Source organism: Bradyrhizobium sp. CCGB12 (genome assembly GCF_024199845.1).
In the GTDB taxonomy this organism is placed as follows: domain Bacteria; phylum Pseudomonadota; class Alphaproteobacteria; order Rhizobiales; family Xanthobacteraceae; genus Bradyrhizobium.
On record NZ_JANADO010000002.1, the window covers coordinates 323,643 to 343,367 of the forward strand.

At 60.3% G+C, this 19,725-nt stretch carries 15 protein-coding genes and 5 pseudogenes; 7 read left to right on the forward strand and 13 right to left on the reverse strand.

All coding sequences use genetic code 11. From position 1 onward, the window contains the following. Positions 1-2: 2 nt before the first annotated feature. Both NLM27_RS42865 and NLM27_RS42870 read right to left on the reverse strand, forming a co-directional pair. Positions 3-1,061: pseudogene (locus tag NLM27_RS42865) on the reverse strand (class I SAM-dependent methyltransferase). A gap of 103 nt (positions 1,062-1,164) precedes the next feature. Continuing rightward, entirely contained in the window at positions 1,165-2,058 is an 894-nt protein-coding gene (locus NLM27_RS42870; RefSeq protein ID WP_254149334.1) for an NAD(P)/FAD-dependent oxidoreductase, read from the reverse strand. A 114-nt stretch (positions 2,059-2,172) separates the two neighbouring features. Here NLM27_RS42870 and NLM27_RS42875 point away from each other — a divergent pair, with 114 nt between their 5' ends. Continuing rightward, positions 2,173-2,823 (forward strand): TetR family transcriptional regulator, encoded by a 651-nt coding sequence (locus NLM27_RS42875; protein ID WP_254149335.1) that lies wholly within the window; start codon positions 2,173-2,175, stop codon positions 2,821-2,823. 175 nt (positions 2,824-2,998) lie between these two features. Here NLM27_RS42875 and NLM27_RS42880 read toward each other — a convergent pair whose 3' ends face one another. From NLM27_RS42880 to NLM27_RS42895, 4 genes are all read right to left on the reverse strand, one after another. Beyond that, positions 2,999-3,334 carry a hypothetical protein gene (locus NLM27_RS42880; protein WP_254149336.1) on the reverse strand — a complete coding sequence of 112 codons (336 nt, stop codon included), beginning with the start codon at positions 3,332-3,334 and terminating at the stop codon, positions 2,999-3,001. A 133-nt stretch (positions 3,335-3,467) separates the two neighbouring features. Then, positions 3,468-3,758, reverse strand: coding sequence for a WGR domain-containing protein (locus NLM27_RS42885; RefSeq protein ID WP_254149337.1), 291 nt, complete (start codon positions 3,756-3,758; stop codon positions 3,468-3,470). 184 nt (positions 3,759-3,942) lie between these two features. Then, positions 3,943-4,863 (reverse strand): nucleotidyl transferase AbiEii/AbiGii toxin family protein, encoded by a 921-nt coding sequence (locus NLM27_RS42890; protein WP_254149338.1) that lies wholly within the window; start codon positions 4,861-4,863, stop codon positions 3,943-3,945. Beyond that, positions 4,850-5,647, reverse strand: coding sequence for a type IV toxin-antitoxin system AbiEi family antitoxin (locus NLM27_RS42895; RefSeq protein WP_254149339.1), 798 nt, complete (start codon positions 5,645-5,647; stop codon positions 4,850-4,852). Before NLM27_RS42895 ends, NLM27_RS42890 begins: the two co-directional genes overlap by 14 nt. 317 nt (positions 5,648-5,964) lie before the next feature. On the opposite strand from NLM27_RS42895, the gene NLM27_RS42900 reads away from it, so the two are divergent. Continuing rightward, positions 5,965-7,266 carry a DUF2130 domain-containing protein gene (locus NLM27_RS42900; protein WP_254149340.1) on the forward strand — a complete coding sequence of 434 codons (1,302 nt, stop codon included), beginning with the start codon at positions 5,965-5,967 and terminating at the stop codon, positions 7,264-7,266. A 316-nt stretch (positions 7,267-7,582) separates the two neighbouring features. Here NLM27_RS42900 and NLM27_RS42910 read toward each other — a convergent pair. Beyond that, positions 7,583-7,956 (reverse strand): annotated as a pseudogene (locus tag NLM27_RS42910) (DUF1801 domain-containing protein). Between NLM27_RS42910 and NLM27_RS42915 the strand changes: the two are divergent. From NLM27_RS42915 to NLM27_RS42925, 3 genes and pseudogenes are all read left to right on the forward strand, one after another. Beyond that, a pseudogene (locus NLM27_RS42915) lies at positions 7,951-8,939 on the forward strand (transposase); the annotation flags it as partial. The pseudogenes NLM27_RS42910 and NLM27_RS42915 sit on opposite strands and share 6 nt — an antisense overlap. Before the next feature lie 351 nt (positions 8,940-9,290). Next, a pseudogene (locus tag NLM27_RS42920) lies at positions 9,291-10,064 on the forward strand (Crp/Fnr family transcriptional regulator); the annotation flags it as partial. Positions 10,065-10,732: 668 nt separating this feature from the next. Continuing rightward, positions 10,733-10,975: a hypothetical protein gene (locus NLM27_RS42925; protein ID WP_254149341.1), complete on the forward strand. Its 243-nt coding sequence runs from the start codon at positions 10,733-10,735 to the stop codon at positions 10,973-10,975. A gap of 299 nt (positions 10,976-11,274) precedes the next feature. On the opposite strand, the gene NLM27_RS42930 is transcribed toward NLM27_RS42925, so the two are convergent. After that, on the reverse strand, positions 11,275-11,622 hold the full coding sequence (locus tag NLM27_RS42930) for a hypothetical protein (protein WP_254149342.1): 348 nt from the start codon (positions 11,620-11,622) through the stop codon (positions 11,275-11,277). Positions 11,623-13,312: 1,690 nt separating this feature from the next. On the opposite strand from NLM27_RS42930, the pseudogene NLM27_RS42935 reads away from it, so the two are divergent. Continuing rightward, a pseudogene (locus NLM27_RS42935) lies at positions 13,313-13,699 on the forward strand (hypothetical protein). 365 nt (positions 13,700-14,064) lie between these two features. Next, on the forward strand, positions 14,065-14,286 hold the full coding sequence (locus NLM27_RS42945) for a hypothetical protein (RefSeq protein ID WP_254149343.1): 222 nt from the start codon (positions 14,065-14,067) through the stop codon (positions 14,284-14,286). Positions 14,287-15,207: 921 nt separating this feature from the next. On the opposite strand, the gene NLM27_RS42950 is transcribed toward NLM27_RS42945, so the two are convergent. The 5 genes from NLM27_RS42950 to NLM27_RS42970 form a co-directional block, all read right to left on the reverse strand. Continuing rightward, a protein-coding gene (locus NLM27_RS42950) for an IS630 family transposase (RefSeq protein WP_254141712.1) occupies positions 15,208-16,156 on the reverse strand; the annotation gives its coding sequence in 2 pieces (ribosomal slippage) (positions 15,208-15,819 and positions 15,821-16,156; 948 coding nt in all). Between the two features lie 826 nt (positions 16,157-16,982). Next, positions 16,983-17,168 carry a hypothetical protein gene (locus NLM27_RS42955; protein ID WP_254149344.1) on the reverse strand — a complete coding sequence of 62 codons (186 nt, stop codon included), beginning with the start codon at positions 17,166-17,168 and terminating at the stop codon, positions 16,983-16,985. A gap of 8 nt (positions 17,169-17,176) precedes the next feature. Beyond that, on the reverse strand, positions 17,177-17,413 hold the full coding sequence (locus NLM27_RS42960; protein WP_254149345.1) for a hypothetical protein: 237 nt from the start codon (positions 17,411-17,413) through the stop codon (positions 17,177-17,179). 591 nt (positions 17,414-18,004) lie between these two features. Beyond that, positions 18,005-18,265, reverse strand: a complete 261-nt coding sequence (locus NLM27_RS42965) for a hypothetical protein (RefSeq protein ID WP_254149346.1) — start codon at positions 18,263-18,265, stop codon at positions 18,005-18,007. Positions 18,266-18,742: 477 nt separating this feature from the next. Beyond that, positions 18,743-18,919: a hypothetical protein gene (locus tag NLM27_RS42970; RefSeq protein ID WP_254149347.1), complete on the reverse strand. Its 177-nt coding sequence runs from the start codon at positions 18,917-18,919 to the stop codon at positions 18,743-18,745. Positions 18,920-19,725: the final 806 nt, after the last annotated feature.

The window sequence follows — 19,725 nt, forward strand, 5'->3', positions numbered from 1 at the left end:
TGTCAGCTTGCGGGATTGCGCGCCGTGACGATCCACGTCGCGCTGTCGATTATCACCGACCGCTCGCCGGCGCGGCCCGCGAAGGCGGCACGAACCGCAGCCGAGGCGCGGGCGCGGATGTCGTCAGGCTGATCAGCGAGCGCGCGCGACAGCGGGCCGACCTCCAACGTCATCTTCACCGCGTCGTCGATCGCCGCGTCCCGCGTCGCCCCCTCGCCAAGCGGGACGGAAGCATCGAAGGGCGCGATAGCGATATCAGTGAAGCCGGCCGCCGTCAGGATCCGAGCCACCCGCCCCGGGTCGCCGAACGAGAATGGACCGGGCGCTTCGGGATCGGGCGGCGCCGTCGGCGGGACGATGCTCTTGATCGCGCCCATCGGCAGGCGCATCCAATCGTTCTCGGCCACGCCGCGCCAGCAGACGAAAACGACCCGCCCGCCCGGCTTGAGCGCACGGCGCATATGCGCGAACGCCTTTGTCGGATCGTCGAAGAACATCACTCCGAAACGCGAGAACAGGATGTCGAACGCGCCCTCGGGCAGCTCGGCGCTGCTGGCGTCGGCCACCCGGAACAGGCCGGCCTATCCTGTGGCGCACGCGCGCGCTCGGCTGATCAGCGGTTCGGATATGTCCACGCCCAGCACTTGGCCCCCCGCGCCGACGCGGGCGGCGAGAGCTAGACTTGACGTGCCCGCGCCGCAGCCGACGTCCAGCACGCGCTCGCCCGTCGCGGGCGCGGCGGCTTCGATCGCGGCCTGGCCGAACACCTCCAGCCTGGCGTCGAGCCGGGCCTGGTGGACGACCCAGCGCTCCCCGCTTTGACCATTCCAGTCGGCGACCTGATCCGCATTTCGCTCTGCCATGCCATGTCCTTTGTTCTGATGTGTTCTTAACGAAGCTGTCCGATGCCAAAGCGCGCATCGTCTCCAGCGATTCCGCCTCCACCAGCGATAAGACGCCAGACCTGCGTGTGATCGTCTCATGCGTCGAGATCGGTGCCGCCTGAAGCGCGATGCGATTAGGATGAATCGGCATCGCGCTTGAGGTTGTTGTTTGAGCATGATCTTTTCGGAAAACCGTTACGCACTTTTCCGGATCATGCTTTGGCGCTGGCTTCAAAGGACAACCGCGCGCGGCGGCAACCGGAGAAGGGAATCTGTGCTCTCAACTCAGCATCGACTGCTGGGCGAAGATACCCGCCATCGCGCCCTGCGATGATGCCTGGGTGACCGAGGGCAAGAAAACCGTGGTGAGGTCGCCGGCGGCGTAGATGCCGGGCATGCTGGTTTGACGGCGCTCGTCGACCTTCAAGGCGATGCCGCCGGGCGTATCCACCGTGGCGAGGCCCAGTGATTCATGCAGGCTTGCGGATGGCTTGTTGCGCGGATGCGCGAACAGGATGTCGACCGCGACATTGGGGCCGGTATCGAGCTTGACGGTGGCGTTATGGCCCCCGTGATGGGCGATCTCGACGATCCGGCCATCGACGACAGGTATGCTTCGACGCGCCAGATCGGCCCGGATATCGGGCGGAATGTCGTGACCATCGGCGAAGAGCGTCAACTTGTCGGTCCAATCGAGGAACAGCCTGGCCTGATTGTGCGACTGCGGGCCGGACCAGACGAGGCCCCAATGCTGGCCGGCGACTTCAAAGCCGTCGCAATAGGGGCAGGGCACGATGGACGTCCCCCAGCTTTCGGCAAAGCCCGGAACGTTAGGCATCTGGTCCACGATGCCATAGCTCAGGATCAGGCGGCGCGCCCCATAGCTTTCGCCATCGCCAGTGAGGACGGAGAATTTGTCAATGTTGCCAGAGATGCTGTCGGCCCGGGCATTGACCAGCCCGACCGTGGGATAACGCGCCAGCTGCCGCCGCGCCTCGGCCAGGATGTCCAGCGGCGGCTTGTGATCGTGGCCGAGCAGTCCATGCGAGTGGCCGGCGAAGCGGTTACGCGGCAGACCGCTATCGAGAACGGTGACCTTGCGGCGGGCACGGCCAAGCTGCAGGGCGCCGGCGAGACCGGCAAAGCTGCCGCCGATGATGATGACGTCATCCATGGTGATGGGCTCCGCGGGAGGACAGGTGGAAACCTGCCCATTGGCTTGCATATTTCAGATACTACATGGTATCGTAATGCAAGAATTAGAATACTGTCAAGTACTGGAATTGTCGTGACCGAAAACAGCCAGGGCCGGCGCGGCCGGCCCGCAAACGAGGCGCTTGGCCAAACGATCGTCGACGCCGCGCGCGAAATCTTTGTGGAGTTGGGTTTTCAAGCGACGACATTGGACAAGGTCGCCCAGCGGGCGAAGATATCCAAGCTCAGCATCTATCGGCACTTCGAGAACAAGGAGGCGCTGTTCAGCGCGGCCATGGCGGCCGGCTGCCATCAGTTGTTTGCACCACAAGCCCTTCTTGAGGGCGTCGACGGTTCGGTCGAAGACCAGCTCATGGCGGTGGGATCACTACTGCTTCGCACGTTGTTGAGATCAGACGTCCGCAGTGTCGAAGCCATGGTCATGGCCGACAAGACGAGTCAAAACTCGTTAAGCAAGCTCCATTTCGAAGCCGGCCCCGTCCATGTCATCGCCCAAATCGAGGCCCTGTTGTGTCAGTTGCACGAGAAGGCGGTTCTGAACGTGCCCGATCCTCTCCGGTCTGCCCGCTTGTTTGCCGCGCTTTTCAAAGGATCCGATCTCCTGATGATCGCACGCTTCGATCAGGCGAAAGCAGAGGACGACAACGAAATCGAATCCTATTGCCGGTCGGCCGTCGCCATGTTCATCGCCGCGCACCGTGGCAACGACCACGTGGGCGGATAGGCGCCCAGCTTAAGACGGGACTCGCGAGCATCGGAATAGCCGCCGATTTTCGATTGCAAGGATCCGTACCGCTCAACGTCCACATCCGCGGCGTGAGTGACGTCGACCTCCTGACGAGCGATCAAAGATTCCTGACCTATTCAACGACGGGCGTGCTGAGCCTGGCCGTCGGCTACTATTCCGGTGTCCCCACGTCGAAGACATCGATCGGCTCTTTGAGCACTAAGTTGACTGAGTGATTGTCCGTCTTGGGGGTCTCATGGCCGCCGTTCAAAGTGTAAGGGCGCTGATCGGTTGCGCAGCACTGCCAAGCGTTAAACTCGCAACGCTGGATTCCAGCACGGACGCCGCGGATTTTCAGGGACTTCATCTGCGGACATGACGGCCGGCGGATGCTGACGAGCAAAATTGACAGCGCGCGGCGGGCGTGCGGTCGACCGCCGTTTGCATCCAGCCGTATCCTCGCGGATCGCGCCGGTTTCGCGCAGCATTGAGCGCGTTCCTGATCCATCCATAGGTTCTTACAGCGGTCTACAACTTGGATTCGAATAATGAAGATTAAGGAATATTTCTTCAATTCTTGGAATATGACCGAAGATGACTTCGAATTACTTTGATATATTTGCAATGGCATTTTGTCCAGATCAGCCAGCTTGCGGCGTGTTGCACACTGGCTCCGCGCACGGAACGTGCCGCTGGACGTAACCACGACGGGTTTTGCGCCTGAGCCAGGAGTCGAGGGCTTCGACGGCCTGCACCTGACCATCGAACAGATCGAGCCGCCGTCGGCCGCGCCCACCGAGACGACCCCATTCACGGACCAACGCCGTATCGCCAAACAGCGTCGGCTCGATCGTGAGCACGTAAAACCGCGCCATGTTGCGGGCCGGATCGCGCCGCTCGAGCACGAGATATTGCACGGTGAGTTCGGACATGCGCCAGAATCGCAATTCCCGAATCGACCGTCCAATTAAATAAACGAATCAATCAGGACCAAGGATTCAGAAATTCCATGCCGGGTAATGAGACAGTCGCAGTCAGGCTCGCGGCGGTTAAGCTGAAGCCGCAAGCTCCAACAAGTTGACGCGCGCTTACTCGACGGAGATCCCCTCCTCCGCATCAGGCATTGCGCAAGACCTTCTCGAGCTGCGCAACGAGCTTCGACCTCTGCTCGGCAGGAAGCTTGTCCAGATTGATCTGCTTCCAGCGCACCGCCGGCAGGTCCGCCGCGCGAAGGACGCCTAGCAGGCTCCAATCGGGCTCGCCGCGCTTGAACCCCATGAGAAAATCTCTGTGAGCTTGCGGCATTTTTCCCGCGATTTCGGCGATCAGCGTTTCCCGGGCTTCGAGCAATTCGTCCAGGGTCACTTCATCGGCCGTCATGCCCTCGAAGCCGTGCGTGAATTCGTGCTGGATGTCCTTGCGGCGAGGAACCACAACCTCGGAAATCGGCCTGTCATGGCTGATGAGGTAGACGATGAACGCCTTGCGGAGATCGTCCGTGATGCCTTCGTTGGCGAGCAGATCGCGGACATCGAAGAGATCGCGCGGATGCTGCCGGTCGAGCGCCGCGACGAGCTTGCCGCCGTATAGATCGGCGAATGAAACGACTTCCATCTGTGCGAAGCCGAAGGTTTCTTCGACGCTCGGCGACACGTCGCGCAGCTCCGGCTCGAAGACGCAGCCCCTGACCACCGGGGTGACCTCGATCTTGATCTGCGCGTCGCCTTTCTGGACGGTCAGCTTGGTGACGATCTTTTCACGAGCGTTGACGACTTCCGTCACCCGCGCGCCCGGCAATCCTTTCCTGATCGCCGCTGCCATGCGCTTCATCGCCGCATCGATCGCGGCAAGAGATTCGGGGCGCGGAGCTACCGGCAGATAGGTCAGGTCAATATCGACCGACAGGCGCGGCATGTCGCGGTGGAAGAGATTGATGGCGGTGCCGCCCTTGAGCGCAAAATCGGGCTCCGCCGCGACGAACGGAATCGTCTCGAGCAACAAGGCCACTTGATGCCGATATTGTTCAGACAGGGGCATTGAGGTCGTCTGGGATGGTTATGAGGTATTTGGTGTCGAGTTTGCCGCCCTTGACGAGCATGCGCTTTCCCGTGCCGAGATTGACTGTCGACTTGTCGATCTGTTTGAGCCAAGCGTGCTGATGCCGCTCCGCGAACCAGAAGAACAGTCGTTTGACCTTGACGCTTTTGCAGTCGTTCAGAAGCGCTTGCAGCCGCCGGGGACCTAAGCTCCTTAAGCCTTCCGCCAACGCATCGACCTGATGGAAGCTTTCGTGGCGGGGCAATTCGTCGAGCAGTTCGAGGAACGCGCGTTCGGGCGTCGATACCGTCAAAGTCCAGTCGAATGGTCCCGGTATTTCCCGCGTCGTTCCCGACTTTGAACCGGGCGTGCTCCCGTGCGTTTTGAACAGGCTTTGCGTGCGGTGAACGCGGAATTTCTGTTTGAGCGGGAGTTTGCCGAGCCAGCCGGGAGCAGGCCGCGTTCCGTATAGATGCACGGTCGAAGGACCCGTCTGGCTCATGTAGTGACTGAAGCCTTGCGCCTCGATCGCGGTACGTCCCCCGACGACGAGATCTGAGCCGAGCAGTCGCTGGAGTGAAACGACGACACTTTGCCAGGAGAGTTCGCCGAGCGGGCGTTTGAAGGTTCCCCGCGCCGGCTGAACCAGCCAGCCCGCCGATACGTATTGGCTGCGCAGGCTGGTGGAATATCCGTGCCGTTCCATCCAGGCAGCATCGACCAGAAGTCCCTGCGGGAGAGTCCTTTCGAGCTTGTTTAGCTTTCTGTCCTTTTGCTCAACCATACTAAGTAAATTAGCATTTTTTCAAACCTCGCTCAAGGTTTAAGTTACATCCATTTTCCGTAGCCAGACTAAGTAAAATCATCATCACACAAACTCACTTCGGGCTTCAAAAATTGAAGCCTTTGTTCTTCTTTTGTTCTATACTAGGCTGGGCTCCTGCGAGGCTGCTCGCGCTGGCGTTCGGGTAGATCGATGTGTCGGTGGAAAACCTGCCAGCGAAGTCGAAATCGACAACGCGTATGTGGACATTAACCCGAGCGACATCGCAATCGCGCACAGATCATGTTGAATCCGGTTGCAACGATGATGGAAAATTCATGAGCTTCAAAGCAACCGGCGCTTCGCACGAGGCGACCCTGCATTGTCCCAACTGCAATCACGAGATCCGGCTGACGGAGTCGTTGGCCGCTCCCCTCCTCGCTGAAACCCGTCAGCGCTTTCAACAGCAGCTGGCCAGCAAAGATGCCGAGATGGAGCGCAAGATTGAGGCGCTGCGGCTGGAACGCGAGCAGGTGGCCAAGGACCGCGAGCAAGTCGAAGACCAGGTTGCGAAACGATTGACCGCCGAACGCGCTCAGCTGGTCGCGGCCGAAAGCAAGAAGGCGCGGGAGGCGGCCGCGGCCGAGCTGCTGGCGAAGGAAGCGGAAGCTGCGGAGCTGCGAGCCGCCCTACTCTCCAACAACTCGAAGCTTGCCGAGGCCCAAAAGCAGCAGGCTGAACTAATGCGGCAGCAGCGGGCGCTCGAAGAGGAAAAGCGCGAACTCGACCTGACAATAGAGAAGCGCGTCCAGGCCTCAATCAGCGAAATCCAGATCAAGGCCAGGCAGGAAGCCGACGAGGCTGCGCGCTTACGCGTTGCCGAGAAGGACCAGACCATCGAGTCGATGTCCCGAACGATCGAGGAGCTCAAGCGCAAGGCCGAGCAGGGATCACAGCAATCCCAAGGGGAAGTACTTGAGCTCGAGCTCGAAGAGCTTCTGCGCGGTCGTTTTCCGACCGACTCGATTGAGCCGGTTGGCAAAGGTGAACTCGGGGCGGACGTTATTCAACAGGTGAATGGTGCTATTGGCCAATCTGCCGGCATCATCCTTTGGGAAACCACCAAGGCATGGAGTGACGGGTGGCTCGCCAAATTACGTGACGACCAGCGCCGTTCGGGTGCCGACGCCGCTCTGATCATCTCCCATGCGCTGCCGAAACATATCGAGCAATTTGATCTCGTCGACGGCGTATGGGTGGCTCATCCGCGTTGCGCATTGCCGGTCGCCGTGGCGCTCCGCCAGGGTCTGATTGACGTCAGCAGCTCACGCCTCGTCCAGCAGGGCCAGCAGACCAAGATGGAGCAGGTCTATCACTACCTGACAGGCACGAAGTTTCGGCAGCGGGTCGAGGCTGTCGTTGAGAAATTCAACGATATGCGCGAGGATCTCGACAAGGAGCGCAAGTTTATGGGCCGGCAATGGGCCAAACGGGAAACCCAAATCCTGGCCGTCATCGATTCGACCGTGGGCATGGTCGGCGACCTGCAGGCAATTGCTGGTAAGGCCATGCCGGAGATTCCCAGCCTAGATGCTCCGCTGTTGGAGAACGCAGTCGAGGCCGAACGGAAAATAGGGTGATCGGTCCCCTACCCTCTTTGCACTGCATCGGTGGCTGGGCTCGATCGCCTTTGATGGCGAGGACAGGATCCTCCAGCGCCGCGCCGTTGGCGAAGGTCATCTTGACATAGGCCTTGTAGACTTCGCCCGTGCAGAGGATGCCGGTATGCTCCCCTGTCGGCACGACCGAAGGGTTTTACGGTTTCTTCCATTTCACCGCCTCGACGAGGTCGAGATCGGCCTCGGATCAGACCGCGCAAGTGCGTGAGCATGGCCCCGCGCCAATCGCCCAGCCCGGCCAGCGTCGCGACGATTTCCTCGGCTTGCGTCAATTCACTCACATCTTCTCTCCCGGCAATCGGCTGGCCTGTCGGACCCAGTTGGCGAACAGCGCCTCCTCGCGCGGATCGTCCTCGTGGATATGGAAATAACGGACTTCGGCCTGCTTCGAAGCGACCGGCGGCAGCGGATCCAGCGCGGCGCCGCGGAAGAAGCTGATTTTGACCTACTTGTGATGCAGTGAAAGCCCAGGAACCAGCCCTCACCATGGGGCGCGCCGTAGAAGGGGGTGTTCCACTTCACCGCCTTGCGTACGCCCGGCGCCTCGCGCGCGATCACCCGGTCGAGCCAACGCCCGACCTCCTGCTTCCAGCCGGGCATGGCGGCGATATAGGCCTGGACCACGCTGTCGCCCTCCCCCTTGGCGAACATATCGTCGAGGCGTGCATTGTGGCCGGTCTGGTTGGTGGCGAAGGTTTTGCGGTAGACGCGAGCCTGATCCAGGCAGATGCCAACAAGCAGCGCTCGATCGCGGGTCAGGATTGGCGCAAGGATCGCAATCCGGCGAGGTCAAGCCGCGCGGTGAAGCAGTATCTGGCAACCCTCGACGATACGGCGTGGGTGCGGCCAGTGACGTTGTCCCGAAGTTCATCTCGCTGTCCGATCCCGCGGCCCAGTGGACCGGAGCTCACAAGGGACCAGCGTTCTTCGCTTACTCCGACAATTATCTCATCGACGTGAAGTTCGGCATCATCGTTGATGTTGAGGCGTCCCGCTCCATTCGCCAGGCCGAGGTCGGAGCGGCGAGGACAATGATCGAACGAACAGAGGAGCGCTTTGGTCTCAAGCCGGAACGGCTTGTCGGGGATACCGCTTACGGGACTGCGCCGATGCTGAACTGGCTTCGAGGAGAAGGGCATCGCGCCACATATCCCCGTGTTCGACAAGTCGAAGAGATGACGGTACCTTCTCGCGCAGCGACTTTCGCTATGATCCGACCAGCGACGTCTATCACTGCCCGGGCGGAAAGCGGCTCGGGACGAGCGGCACCGTGCACGAGGGCAAAACGCTTCTGTATCGTGCGAGGAAGCTCGACTGCGACGCATGCCCGCTTAAACCGCAGTGCTGTCCAAAAGAGCTATCGCGCAAGATCCCGCGCGACATACATGAGCACGCCCGGGATGTCGCCCAGTCGTTCGCTGGCACCGAGAGCTTCGCGACCTTGCGACGTCAGCGCAAGAAGATCGAAATGCGGTTTGCGCACTTGAAGCGCATCCTCAGGCTTGGTCGGCTTCGGCTTCGTGGCCCACAAGGCCCCAGGACGAGTTTGTTCTGGCTGCCATCGCTCAAATCTGAGGCGCCTCGCGTCGCTCGTTGCGCGAGCACCACCCGCTCATGCTCTGTGCATTGCGTAGCGTAGGAGTTGTGTTGAGAGCGTCAGGGTCGGCGGATCAAAGCCGGCCGGCCTTACCGAATGGCCGAAAGATATTCGTCGGTTACAGCCGACTTTTGCAACAAAATCGGCCAAAAGCAGACTCGCGCGCTGCCGCAACTCTCGCTGCTCGTTCACTCCGCGCGCACCACGCTGAGTGGCAAAGATCGTGAATAGTATGATGTATGCAAGAGCTCCCGCAAATATCCGTGCTTGATCTCGATTGATCGCTCTGTTTGGATAGTTTCCTTCGGCAATTTGAATTTCGGATGACCATCGTGGATGAAATGAGCGGATACCTTCGTTCGTTGAGTGCTCGTTCAGAGAAGGCGTCGTGACCGCCCGCCGCGCTGGCCTCGGGAATCGGCTATTGGCGGCGTTGCCGCCTGCGGATCTCGGCTTGCTCACCCCTTACTTCAAGAAGGTCTCGTTCGAACCCGATGCCGTCCTTGTCCGCTCGGGCGATGAGCTCGATCCCGTTTATTTTCCCCATAGCGGCGCGATCGCCTTCATGCTCGATATGCCGGACGGGCAATCGGTCGCAACCACCTTGATGGGACGGGAGGGCGCCTTGGCCTCGTTCTCCGTGCTGGGCCCCTCGCTTTCCTCCGTGACCGCGATTGCTCGCATAGCCGGCACAGCGTCGCTGATTTCCGCCGCCAAATTTCGAGCTGCCTATGCGCAAAGCGCAGCCATCAGGAACGTCGTGCAGGTCCACGCCCGCGCGGTGTTATTGCAGCTCCAGCACGTAGCCGCTTGCAACGCGCTGCACCGGGTTGACGGCCGCTTGGCGCGGTGGCTCCTGCAGCTTCACGACCGCGTACCCAATGACCTACTTCCGGTGACGCATGAGGCGCTTGCGCAATTGGTTGGGGTGCGGCGGACGACAGTGACTCTGACGATGAGCAAGTTACGCGAGGTCGGCGCCGTCCCGTCCGACCGGCGCGGGTTTATCGAAATCGATCGGACACGGCTGGAGAGGGTCGCGTGCGATTGTTATGGGCTCATGCAGCTCAACATCGATCGGACTTATTGCCAGGAATTGGCGGCGCCGCAGCCGCATCCGCCGTTCCGGCAAAGGGCCGTCGTCGCCTCCAACGGCGCGGGTGGTGAATCTGGCGGAAAAGGAAAAATAGAGAGAGGTCTAATTTCCTCGCGACGTGATCTCGCGAACGTCACCCGGCCGGAGGTTCAGGGCCTCTGCCTCCTGATGGCTCAATTCGCTATCGAGCAAGGCCGCGCTCCATCCTTCCGGAACGACATCCAAGACCGCATTAACCGCTTGGTCGCGAGGAGCCGCCACCGCCCAGAGCTTATGCTCGCGATTATCGGTCATGACCCGAACCAGGCGGATTTCCGACGCATTTGCCATAGCGCATTATGCGCACGACTTGCTTATGTTTGAAACCGTAAGCCGCCTCTGTTGACGGCATCCGCGTCCATCGGAGCTATCTGGCAAGGAACGACTCTCCAGCGTAGAGGATTAAGATTTCGGTCTGTGGCGCGATACCTGGATCACTCCAGCCTCCAGCTTCGCGACATCCACCCGGGACGGCCCATCGTCCGACGCGCGTTAGGCGATGGGTCGGTTCTCGCCGAGGCCGCCGCGGGCCTCTTCCTGTCGCGCTCTCTGGGTGATCGACGCTCCTTAGCTTTTCCACACCCACGACCCGCAGTGGCTCACGCTCGTTCCGAGCTGCTAGGAATCGATAAATTTGACGCAGGTTTTGCCGAGTGGCTTCGGGAACGTTCGGTGACGGCGTTGCTTGGAGAGCAATGACGAGCACGACCGTAGTTCTCATTCCCGGCATGCTGAAAGCGCTTCGCCTGGTGCGCGTCTACGGTTTTATAGTCGAGCGCAGAGACGGTCTGTATTACCCCGGCAGCAACCAGCCGGCATGCTCGAAGGCTTTGGCAGAGAAGATGGTTGAAGGCGGCTGGCTGGTGAAACACGGAGAGCGTTATCAGGCTACAGAGAAGGGTTGGCATGCAGGAGAAGCCGGTTCGGATGTGGGGTAAGATAGGTGAATCCAAGGCCGCGCGGGAATGACGGCTTCGGGTCATATGCGGGCATCGCGCCATATCCGTCCTTGGTCCGTTAGCCCCGGCAAGCCGACGTCAGGGCGTAGATGCGGAGAGAGTCCAAGGGCGGACGACGGGCCTACTTTGGGTCACGAGCGTCGGTTTGGCTAATGCCCTGTCACTTCCCATCTGTCCCGATCAGCGGACCGCTTCGGAGCCAAGCCGAACTTCACTATCGGGCTAACAACCGACCACCAGCTGCAGGAATAGGCTTTCGTTCGAAAACGCTATATCGGTTACATCATGGCTCCGGGAATGAAACACCGGATGTCGATCTGCAGCGCCTTGCCGAGCGTCCAGTTGTAGAATGGCCAGACCATCGTGCGACCATCGCGGTTCGGCTCCTTGATCACGGCCTCGTCCGGTACGTCCCACCATTGGCCGTTGATGAGCACGCGGTAGTGGCCGTCTCTCACCTCCCAGTCGGCGTCAGACAGCGCCGTGCCGTCGGCATCGGAACAGCAGGGCCCCTTGCCACTTTTGAGGCTCTCGAACCAGCTATTGAGTTCGGTACGGCTATGATCGTGCGCGTGCGCCGCGAAGTCCCAGACCAGCAACACGATCACCACCCGAATGGTGGCCATAAAACATATCTTCGTCACTGCAATCTCCATAAGAAGAGATGTGCACTGCGACTTCCCAATCAGGTTAATCCGCCGGGATGTGTGGACCGCACTTGAGATTACCTTGGGCCGCTCCCAAAAGTCCCGGTTGTTGCTATGTCTGCGATGCGGACACCAAGGTTCAAGCGACGCGGCTATTAAAAATTAGAGGCAGGCGTCTGGTTCGGGCTGCGCAAAATGCAACGGGGCACGTCGCCTTCGTTCATAGATCGAGATCGCAATATCCGCTTCTTCGGGACTTGTCATTATATCACTCCAGCACCTGCGCCAGCGCGACTGCAAGCGCCCGTCTCAGGCGTCACGCTGTTTCAGCCAATCACCGTGCTGTGATCAGCGCTGTCAATAGAGCAGCTTTTCCAGGAAACCACGGTGAGCGCCGCACGACGATCAATCATACAAAGAAGTCTTGTCGGCGCGCTTGGAACATTTGCGCGCGTCGAACCCAGGGAAATTGCCCCTCGTCAACCGTTCGCCAAAATGGGACTCCGGTCATCCGATCGCGAGACGCCTACGGCCACGTATGATGAACTGGTGGCATTTCGAGCTACGGCCTTGAGCATGGGACCACTTCCGAATGCGGTCACTAGCGGGCATTGATCAGAGCCGATGCCGCGTGTCGGCATCGGGCCAGCAGCGAAAAATGCGCCACTTGGGTTAGCCGTGCAGCCGCCGCCTTTACCGACGTTACTTCTTCAAGATGCCAGGATTAGTGTCTCCCAGTTGCCGGACTGCCGCGTCTGCAGTTGGCGTATTGTACGTCGATCTGGATCCACCGCCGTTCTGGTCACGAACCGTTGCGCCGAATCTCTCTCCCGTGGTCCCGTGCCTTTTCGCACTGGACGCGTTAGGGCCGGGCGAACCGCCTGTGCCGCTTAGTGTGGTCCCGTTCGACAGCGTCGAGCCACCTGCGCCGCTCGAACCGGCTGAACTAGCGCCGCCGCTGGATGACGAACTACCTGAACTGCCTCCAGAGCTTTGCGCCATGGCGACCGAAGAGGTGCTCAGCAAGATAGTGACAACGATCGCGAGAAGCTTCATTTGTCTCTCCCTATCGCCGGCGTGTAAGCCACGCTCCGAGTAGGAACGCGACACCGAGCGAGCGTAAAGGCGCCTTCACGGTCATCTCACGCAGCTGATCCGCCCAGCGCATAGCAGAATCCAGCGAAGGCGAACGCTCTGATTGATGGCGTCCTCTCGTCTCAGCCCCGGGCTCCGACCTGTGGCCGGAAGTCTGCTCGACACCGCCCTGCTCGTCGAAGCTTCCGTCATTGCCGAAGTATCCTTCATGTCCATGTGGGTCCTCCTAGGGTCGTGACGGAGCAACAGGTCTCGCTTTGTCCGGTTCCTACGTTCCGTAAGGTCCGGACTAGGCCGATGTCCGCCGCGGTTTGGCCCCAAGCTTCTTGGCTGATCGTCCTTCGCCGGCTTCTTGCCGCGATAGGCATCCGCATCTCTTTTTGACCGTTGGCGGCCTTCTTCGGCTTCTTCTCAGACTTGGCTCCTTGGACGGCGGGCCTCTGCTGTTAGTCGACACGGTGCTTGGCGCGGACGAGCTCAGTATCGCGCTTGACTGAATTGAGGTGTGCGCTCTCGACTGCACCTCAAAACCTAGCGGTTTGCCTCCTGCTACTTCCCGCGGAATCAATTCGGCATGGGGACTAAGTCGAGAGAGGTCATCTGGGGCGGCCAAATCATGGGCGCGAGGATCCACGCCCGGGGGCCCGTGAGCGTGCCCAGAAGGCCGTTCGACAGGCCGACCGGGCGGAGGCGGAAGCCTGGTCCCTTCGCAGTACGGCGGCCCTGCCCAGCCAACCCCGGCAATCGCCAGCGCCTCAACGGCGGGCTTGCTTGGCTAGAGGTCAAATGCGCCCGCTGTAAAACCCGCGCCAGTCTCCCGCTGGACGCCATGCGCCGGCCCGGGGATACGCCGCTCTGGAAACTCGAAACTTCGCTGAAATGCCGCTCCTGTCGCGCCAGCCGCTACGCGCCGCCAGCCCGCATGATCAAGCTAACCGAGACAAGGCAGATTACGCCCTAGAAATGGGTTAACCCGACCGAAGAGCAATAGACATGGCGAAATTCACGGCCGAACGTCCCCAAGCAGATCCGGAAGCCGCGGCCCGCCAGCCAACTCGCCGCGACCATCGAGTTGGTCCAGGACGGTCACATATACATTGAGAGAATCAATGCGCCGTTTCTCTACACCTTGAAGGGCAGCGGAAGTGAGGTCGGCGCCGGCATCGCTACGCGGTCGAGAAGGGCTGGCTGATGCTTCACGAGAGCGGGACTTACGTGAACTCCTCGTCCCGGCGAGGATCTCCTCGCCTCAAAATAGGAACGTCTGCGTTCCGAATGCTTTTTCGGAAATGGACGAGTCGAGCTGGTGAAGCTGGAGGCGCGGCCATGAAGCGCCACGCCATGAGCAAGTATTTCGGTAATGGCGCCGGCCACGTTCTGCGCCAGCACAACAGCGCCGTTCTGCTATTCAGCTGGCACGGCAAGCCCGACGGACTGGCCCGCTATGTCGAGCACGTCAACTGCTACGCCCGCAAAGGCATGGAATATCCCAGCCTTGCCGCCCTGCTCCGCGCCATCGAGGCGGAGCACGCTCAGAAGAAGTCCTGATATACAGCCCCCAGCTCAACGTCACCGACCCGCGGAGCGGCTGGCTCGCGCTCCATGAGAGCGGCACCTATGTGCGGCTCACGAGATGCCAAGACCTGCGCACCAACAGCTAGGAACGACGCGAACGGGACGGGATTGCTTGATGGCCGTCCCTTCACGGCGGGCTGGCCGGAAGGGCCGGTGGGACGGCTCTGGCTCAAGCCCCCGCGGTCAGCCGGAGCCGTCTTCTCCATGAGCCACAAAAATTAATCCGCGATATTCGTCATTTAGTACATACAAGGAGCGTTTCCCGGCTGAGATTACTGCTGGCGCATGCGTTGAGTTTGCGTGCGCTGGCGGCCCCGGCTCGTCCCCTACCAGCCCCGGAGATGGGCTTGGGGCCGTTCCGTCCATGACTCGGCTGTGTTTGGTATGTCCGGAATAATGAGCCGTAGCTTGCCGGGCCAAAATGAAAGAAGACGATTACCGTCGGCGTCGTCGCTCGAAAGCGGCTAAAGCCTCAAGCGCGCGTCCGCGTTGAAGAGGTTGCCTAGGCGCCAGTTGCACACGCCAAACCATCGTTGCGGATGAGGTGGCTGGCCAAGTCGAATATTTTACGATCAATTCAGGTCAGCCGGTTTCACGAAACGCACGTGAAGGGTGATTGACTGCCTTGAGCCGTCCAGTAGAACCCGGACTTGGCTTCGCGTTGAGCCCTTGGTGACAATTACGCCAGGCTTGCCGGCAAGCTTCGGTCCCGCGGAAGACGTCACAACTATGCGATTTCCCCCGCGGAGTTCGTGACTGACAACGTTTAGATCTGCCGCGATCGGCAAGGTACGACGATTCCGTGACATTCCCCCCGCCCCCAATCAACCCCTCGATACGTCCACCATATCAGCTTTTCAGCCGCGCCATAGGTTCCCCCTCGTCTAGAGCGTTTCACATTTTGACTGAAGCGTAACCGGCGTTGGCGAAGTAGTTGGCGCATTCGCGAGGCTGGATGTCGTGGACGAGGTGACCGATGTGGCGCCAAGTGTCCTCGATGGTGCGCTTCTGAGCTTGCCGCATCCAGTGTTTGATCTTGGAGAAGGCCTGTTCGATCGGGTTGAGGTCGGGCGAGTATGGCGGCAGGTACCAGAGCCTGGCGCCAGCAGCCTGGATCATCTGCCTGACAGCTTTGGACTTGTGGCTTCCGAGATTGTCGAGAATGACGATGTCGCCTTCGCGCAGGGTTGGCAGGAGAAGGTGCTTCACATAAGCGCGGAAGCATTCGCCGTTGATCGGGCCGTCGAAGACGCAGGGTGCCGTGAGTTGGTCATGGCGGAGCGCGCCGAGGAATGTGAGGGTACGCCAGTGACCGTGTGGGGCGAAGCCGCGCAGGCGTGCCCCTTTGGGGCCCCAGCCCCGCAAAGGGGCCATGTTGGTCTTGATCCAGGTCTCATCGATGAAGACGAGCCGGCCCGGATCAAGTCCGGCCTGCCAGGATCGCCAACGCTGGCGCCTACGCGAGACGTCGGCGCGAGCCTGTTCGAGGGCGAACAGTGTTTTTTTTGAACCGCAGCCCTTCCCGGCGCAGGAACAGCCAGACCGCGTTGTGTGAGACCTTGACCCCACGGGCTGCCAGTTCCGCCTTCAGACCATGCAGCGTCAGGTGCGGCGTTTGAGTGATCCGCTCGACGATGAAGGCGCGGTGCGGATCGAGCACAGGCTTGCGGTGACCGCCCATCTTGCCAGGCACAACCGAGCCGGTCGCCCGCTGCCGCTGTGACCACTTCACAACCGACGAGACCGCAACACCAAACCGTTCCGCCACAGACCGGCAGCTCTCGCCCGCCAAAACCGCAGCCACCACACGCTCGCGAAGATCCAGGGAAAGAGGTCGGGTCATGCGATGCTGGCCTCCAATCCAGTCAGCATCTTGAATCACAATCCGCCAAAAACCGGAATCCCCTCCGATTCAATTAAGCAATGAAAGGCTCTAAAGGCCCGCCACCGTGAACCGACAAGAGGCCGCCAACGGAGGCGGCCTTACATGCTCAAGGACAGGATGGCGAGCAGATCGATGCCTGGTCAGCGTCCATATCATCCATGGTCGCATTGCCTAGGGCTCCCGCTGCGACACAGGATTTTCGCTGGAGGTGCGCTCTTGAGATAGATCAAAAGCTGAATAGGACGGCAGAGATGGCACCCACGGTGAAGGCACCGGCACCAACTAACAACGCTCGCACTAGTAGTTCTTCGCCCATGCTCGAAATTAGCATAAGAGAATTGTTTTCGCCTGTGCAGCTTGTGCCAATAACAGCGCGACAGCGGGTTAAAAAACGGCGAAGCTGCCGATTGAAGCCGCCTTATTGCTTTCTAATGCGCTCGATTTCGACCGTGAACCGCACCCGCATAATTGGTCCAAGATCGTCGCGAACCTCGAGACCCTGCCTGGGACATGCATTTCGAGCCCGGCAGCGTTCTTTTTGAGATCAGCGACACGACCGTCAGCGTGCTGAGCGGGCGGCCTGACGGCATGCGGCGCTCCTTTTGAACTAGGCGCCTCTTGGACTAGGCGCCTCGCCCGATCTCTTAGGCTCGGCCGGCCGCATGGGTTCGAGGGCCGGGCTTCGAAACGGCGACGGCGCTATCGCCTGGACCAAGGATTGGTCAAAACCGGTCGCACCCGGCGATTACACGCATTGCCGATGCGTTCAAATGAAGGGCTTAACTCAAGGCGTGCCAATTTCCGGTGGACTGGGTGGCGGCAGTCCATAGTCCTTCGCACGCTTGCCAGCCAGCTTCCGATAGGCGCCGGCTTGTTGAAGCAGTTGAGACTTGAAGGCTGAATTCGGCTCATGGGCCGCCAACCCTTCAAGCTGGACCGCTCGCTCAAGATATTCGGTCAGCAGCTTCACGAGATGCCCTATCTGTGTTTCGTCGCGAGCACATGCCCGAGCGCAGCTGGCGGTGCCGACTGGGGTGCAGCTAGCCGATCATTGATTTGCAGAGCAGCCTCGGCTTGCCTGACCCGCTTCTTTAAAAGTTCGCGCTCGGTACCCGGGGGCAACCGCTCGGCGGCCTCTCGAAACTTGGCAGCTTCCTCAATGAGGCGCTGCGCGAACGAGGCGGTGTGTTCAATGCGACGACGAAGCTTACTCACGCGCATCTCCCGAAAGAAGCACATAAGCCGCAGTAGAGCGGCCAGTCCTGTCGTAGGCCGGTCTTTTTGGCGGGTAGCTCAGCGCAATGCTGCAGCAGATCCCACCCACGACACGTATCATCTGATACGACACGCCAAGCTTTCATTAAAAATATCGATCGGCGCGCCAATAAAGTAGTGCGAGAGTGGCCATCCAGGAACTAGCTAGAGCTGCCTTTCGTTAGAACAAGCCTTGCTCGCGGTTAACAGACGCAAGGATCCAACTTGGCCTCAGCCGTCCAGACAGCGGCTGAGGCCTTTTCGTTCGCATTCCGCGCGGTTCTCTACACCGTCCGGCGCTGGGTGAGCTCGCCTTGACCTAACGAGAAGCGAGAGCTTCCGAAGACATTGCGCCCGAGTCGCAACGAGTATTGGCGGCCTTGCGCAGATGGAACACAAGGCATCGAGAACAATTTGACTTTGCGACGGCCCCGCCGAGCCGTCGGAGCGGCCCCGGCTAGATCTCCCTAGCACTCGTTGCCCAAAGTCGGGGCCGTCTCTCCGCCACCGCGTTTCGGAATAGGCGTGTGCGTCCATCGCCCTCGATCGCCCTCAACTGATCGCCTCGACCGGGACATCTACTTCGTGCTTGAGGACTTCGGCGCGTGCCGGCTGCCGCTGCAGGACTTCATCCACGCAACGCCATGCGGCACATCGACGTGCAACTCGCCCTGCCGCTTCGCGGCATCGCCGGATGGTGGGGGAAGGCAAGCCTCTCGGCTGGACGCCCCGGGACGATCGGGAGAACTTCATCCGCTGCCGGTCGGCGGAGAAATCCTGGGTATGCGAGATCTCGGCGAGGTCCTCGATCATCTACATGGCCAAAAAAGAAGAAGAGGAACCGACCCCACATTAATCCGCGCGACTGTCCGCCGAGATCCGCATAGCGCCGGCATCATAGCGCGGGCGAAAAGCGCCAGACTGGCGCGCGTCGTCCGCTTCCCTGCCGAAAGGCGACATAGAAGAGACGTCCTGGAAAGCAAGAGGCCTCCAGCTGAGCTTGCCCGTCATTGGGGCCGAGCCCTAGGTCAGAGACCCGCTCCGGATAGCATGCGCTAGTCGGCCTGTGTCTTGGTCGGGTTGGAGTCGCGCAAGCCGCCTTTCGAGCTCTGTCCTTTTGGCGACTATTCTTGCGGCGAGGATCTCATCGACCTCTGTGTGGAGGGCCCACAGTTCATCGATGGACATCCGCCCTAATTGCTCTTTGTCCATGATCGCACCCGAACCAACGCCCCGTTTGGTCCGTAAACGTGAGGCCGGCAAGCAATTACCGGTTCCTCGAATATGCCCCTACGCTTGTTTTGGCTGTGGCGCCGGATGCAACCGATCTCGCGTCACGCTAGTTCCCTGCTTTGCGCGAGCCTCATCTTCGGCTTGAGCTACTTTTTGTTGAATCTCTTCCAATTCGGAAAGCTTAGAAGCAAGTGCTTCGAAACGTTGGCGCAAATCAGCAACGCGACTATACATCCGACCTCCCACCACGACTGTATCTTTGTGAACAATACGACGGCCTCGGCATCTGGAGGTTTGGATCGAATGTCGAGGCCGCTTTCCCGCGCCGGATCGAAACCAGAGCGGCCGGCTAGATTAGGATCATTTTAAGTTCCCGCGCCTGCATATGTGAATCCGTCAGCATTGCACTCGATTCGCCGGCCCGCGTTCTGATGGGGCCCTTGGAATCAGGTCCGCCTTCTCCGAGCCACCACACTGGAGGTTGGACAGACATCGCTAAGGTGCTCAGACGCAATAACCGGCATCTTCTCGCCTGCATCGAACTGTTCGCTTGCTATCTGCTCGATTGTCCCCCGATGCCTCTTAAACGTGGCTGGAAGTCGTTAGGATCGTGCCGTCCGCGGCCGCGCGATCACGCAAGGCGGACCATTCCACCCTGCAGCCGATACGATCGTGGCCGTCGAACATCGCGAACAGAACAGCTTCGGGCCTCACCTCCTGGAACTCGCCGCGCGGTTCGCGGGAAAAGGCATCTCCGTTTGCTGGTGTGCAACCATCAGGCGCTCCGATTGATCCTATTGCTGCCGCCTGGCTCGCAAAGGCCAGCCCTGCGCACTCCTCTCAGTACGGCCATAATCACTTTAGATCGCTCAACAAGATGACGTTCTAGAAACTCAGGCCACTGACGAGACCATGTCGGGCAACATCACTGGGGCCGACGACCGCTCCATTAAATTCACGGTCACCGGTCGCTCGGGCCAATTCGCCGCGGACCTCGGAACCGAACGGGTAAATGACCGTTTTGGGTCGATTTTGTTGCA

What these genes read in the sequence shown, in the direction of transcription:
- NLM27_RS42965 (WP_254149346.1), bottom strand. Translation starts at nt 18,265, where the DNA reads ATGATCGAGGACCTCGCCGAGATCTCGCATACCCAGGATTTCTCCGCC.
- NLM27_RS42930 (WP_254149342.1), bottom strand. Translation starts at nt 11,622, where the DNA reads ATGGCCACCATTCGGGTGGTGATCGTGTTGCTGGTCTGGGACTTCGCG.
- NLM27_RS42895 (WP_254149339.1), bottom strand. Translation starts at nt 5,647, where the DNA reads ATGGTTGAGCAAAAGGACAGAAAGCTAAACAAGCTCGAAAGGACTCTC.
- NLM27_RS42890 (WP_254149338.1), bottom strand. Translation starts at nt 4,863, where the DNA reads ATGCCCCTGTCTGAACAATATCGGCATCAAGTGGCCTTGTTGCTCGAG.
- NLM27_RS42880 (WP_254149336.1), bottom strand. Translation starts at nt 3,334, where the DNA reads ATGGATCAGGAACGCGCTCAATGCTGCGCGAAACCGGCGCGATCCGCG.
- NLM27_RS42900 (WP_254149340.1), top strand. Translation starts at nt 5,965, where the DNA reads ATGAGCTTCAAAGCAACCGGCGCTTCGCACGAGGCGACCCTGCATTGT.
- NLM27_RS42885 (WP_254149337.1), bottom strand. Translation starts at nt 3,758, where the DNA reads ATGTCCGAACTCACCGTGCAATATCTCGTGCTCGAGCGGCGCGATCCG.
- NLM27_RS42870 (WP_254149334.1), bottom strand. Translation starts at nt 2,058, where the DNA reads ATGGATGACGTCATCATCATCGGCGGCAGCTTTGCCGGTCTCGCCGGC.
- NLM27_RS42945 (WP_254149343.1), top strand. Translation starts at nt 14,065, where the DNA reads ATGAAGCGCCACGCCATGAGCAAGTATTTCGGTAATGGCGCCGGCCAC.
- NLM27_RS42970 (WP_254149347.1), bottom strand. Translation starts at nt 18,919, where the DNA reads ATGTATAGTCGCGTTGCTGATTTGCGCCAACGTTTCGAAGCACTTGCT.
- NLM27_RS42925 (WP_254149341.1), top strand. Translation starts at nt 10,733, where the DNA reads ATGACGAGCACGACCGTAGTTCTCATTCCCGGCATGCTGAAAGCGCTT.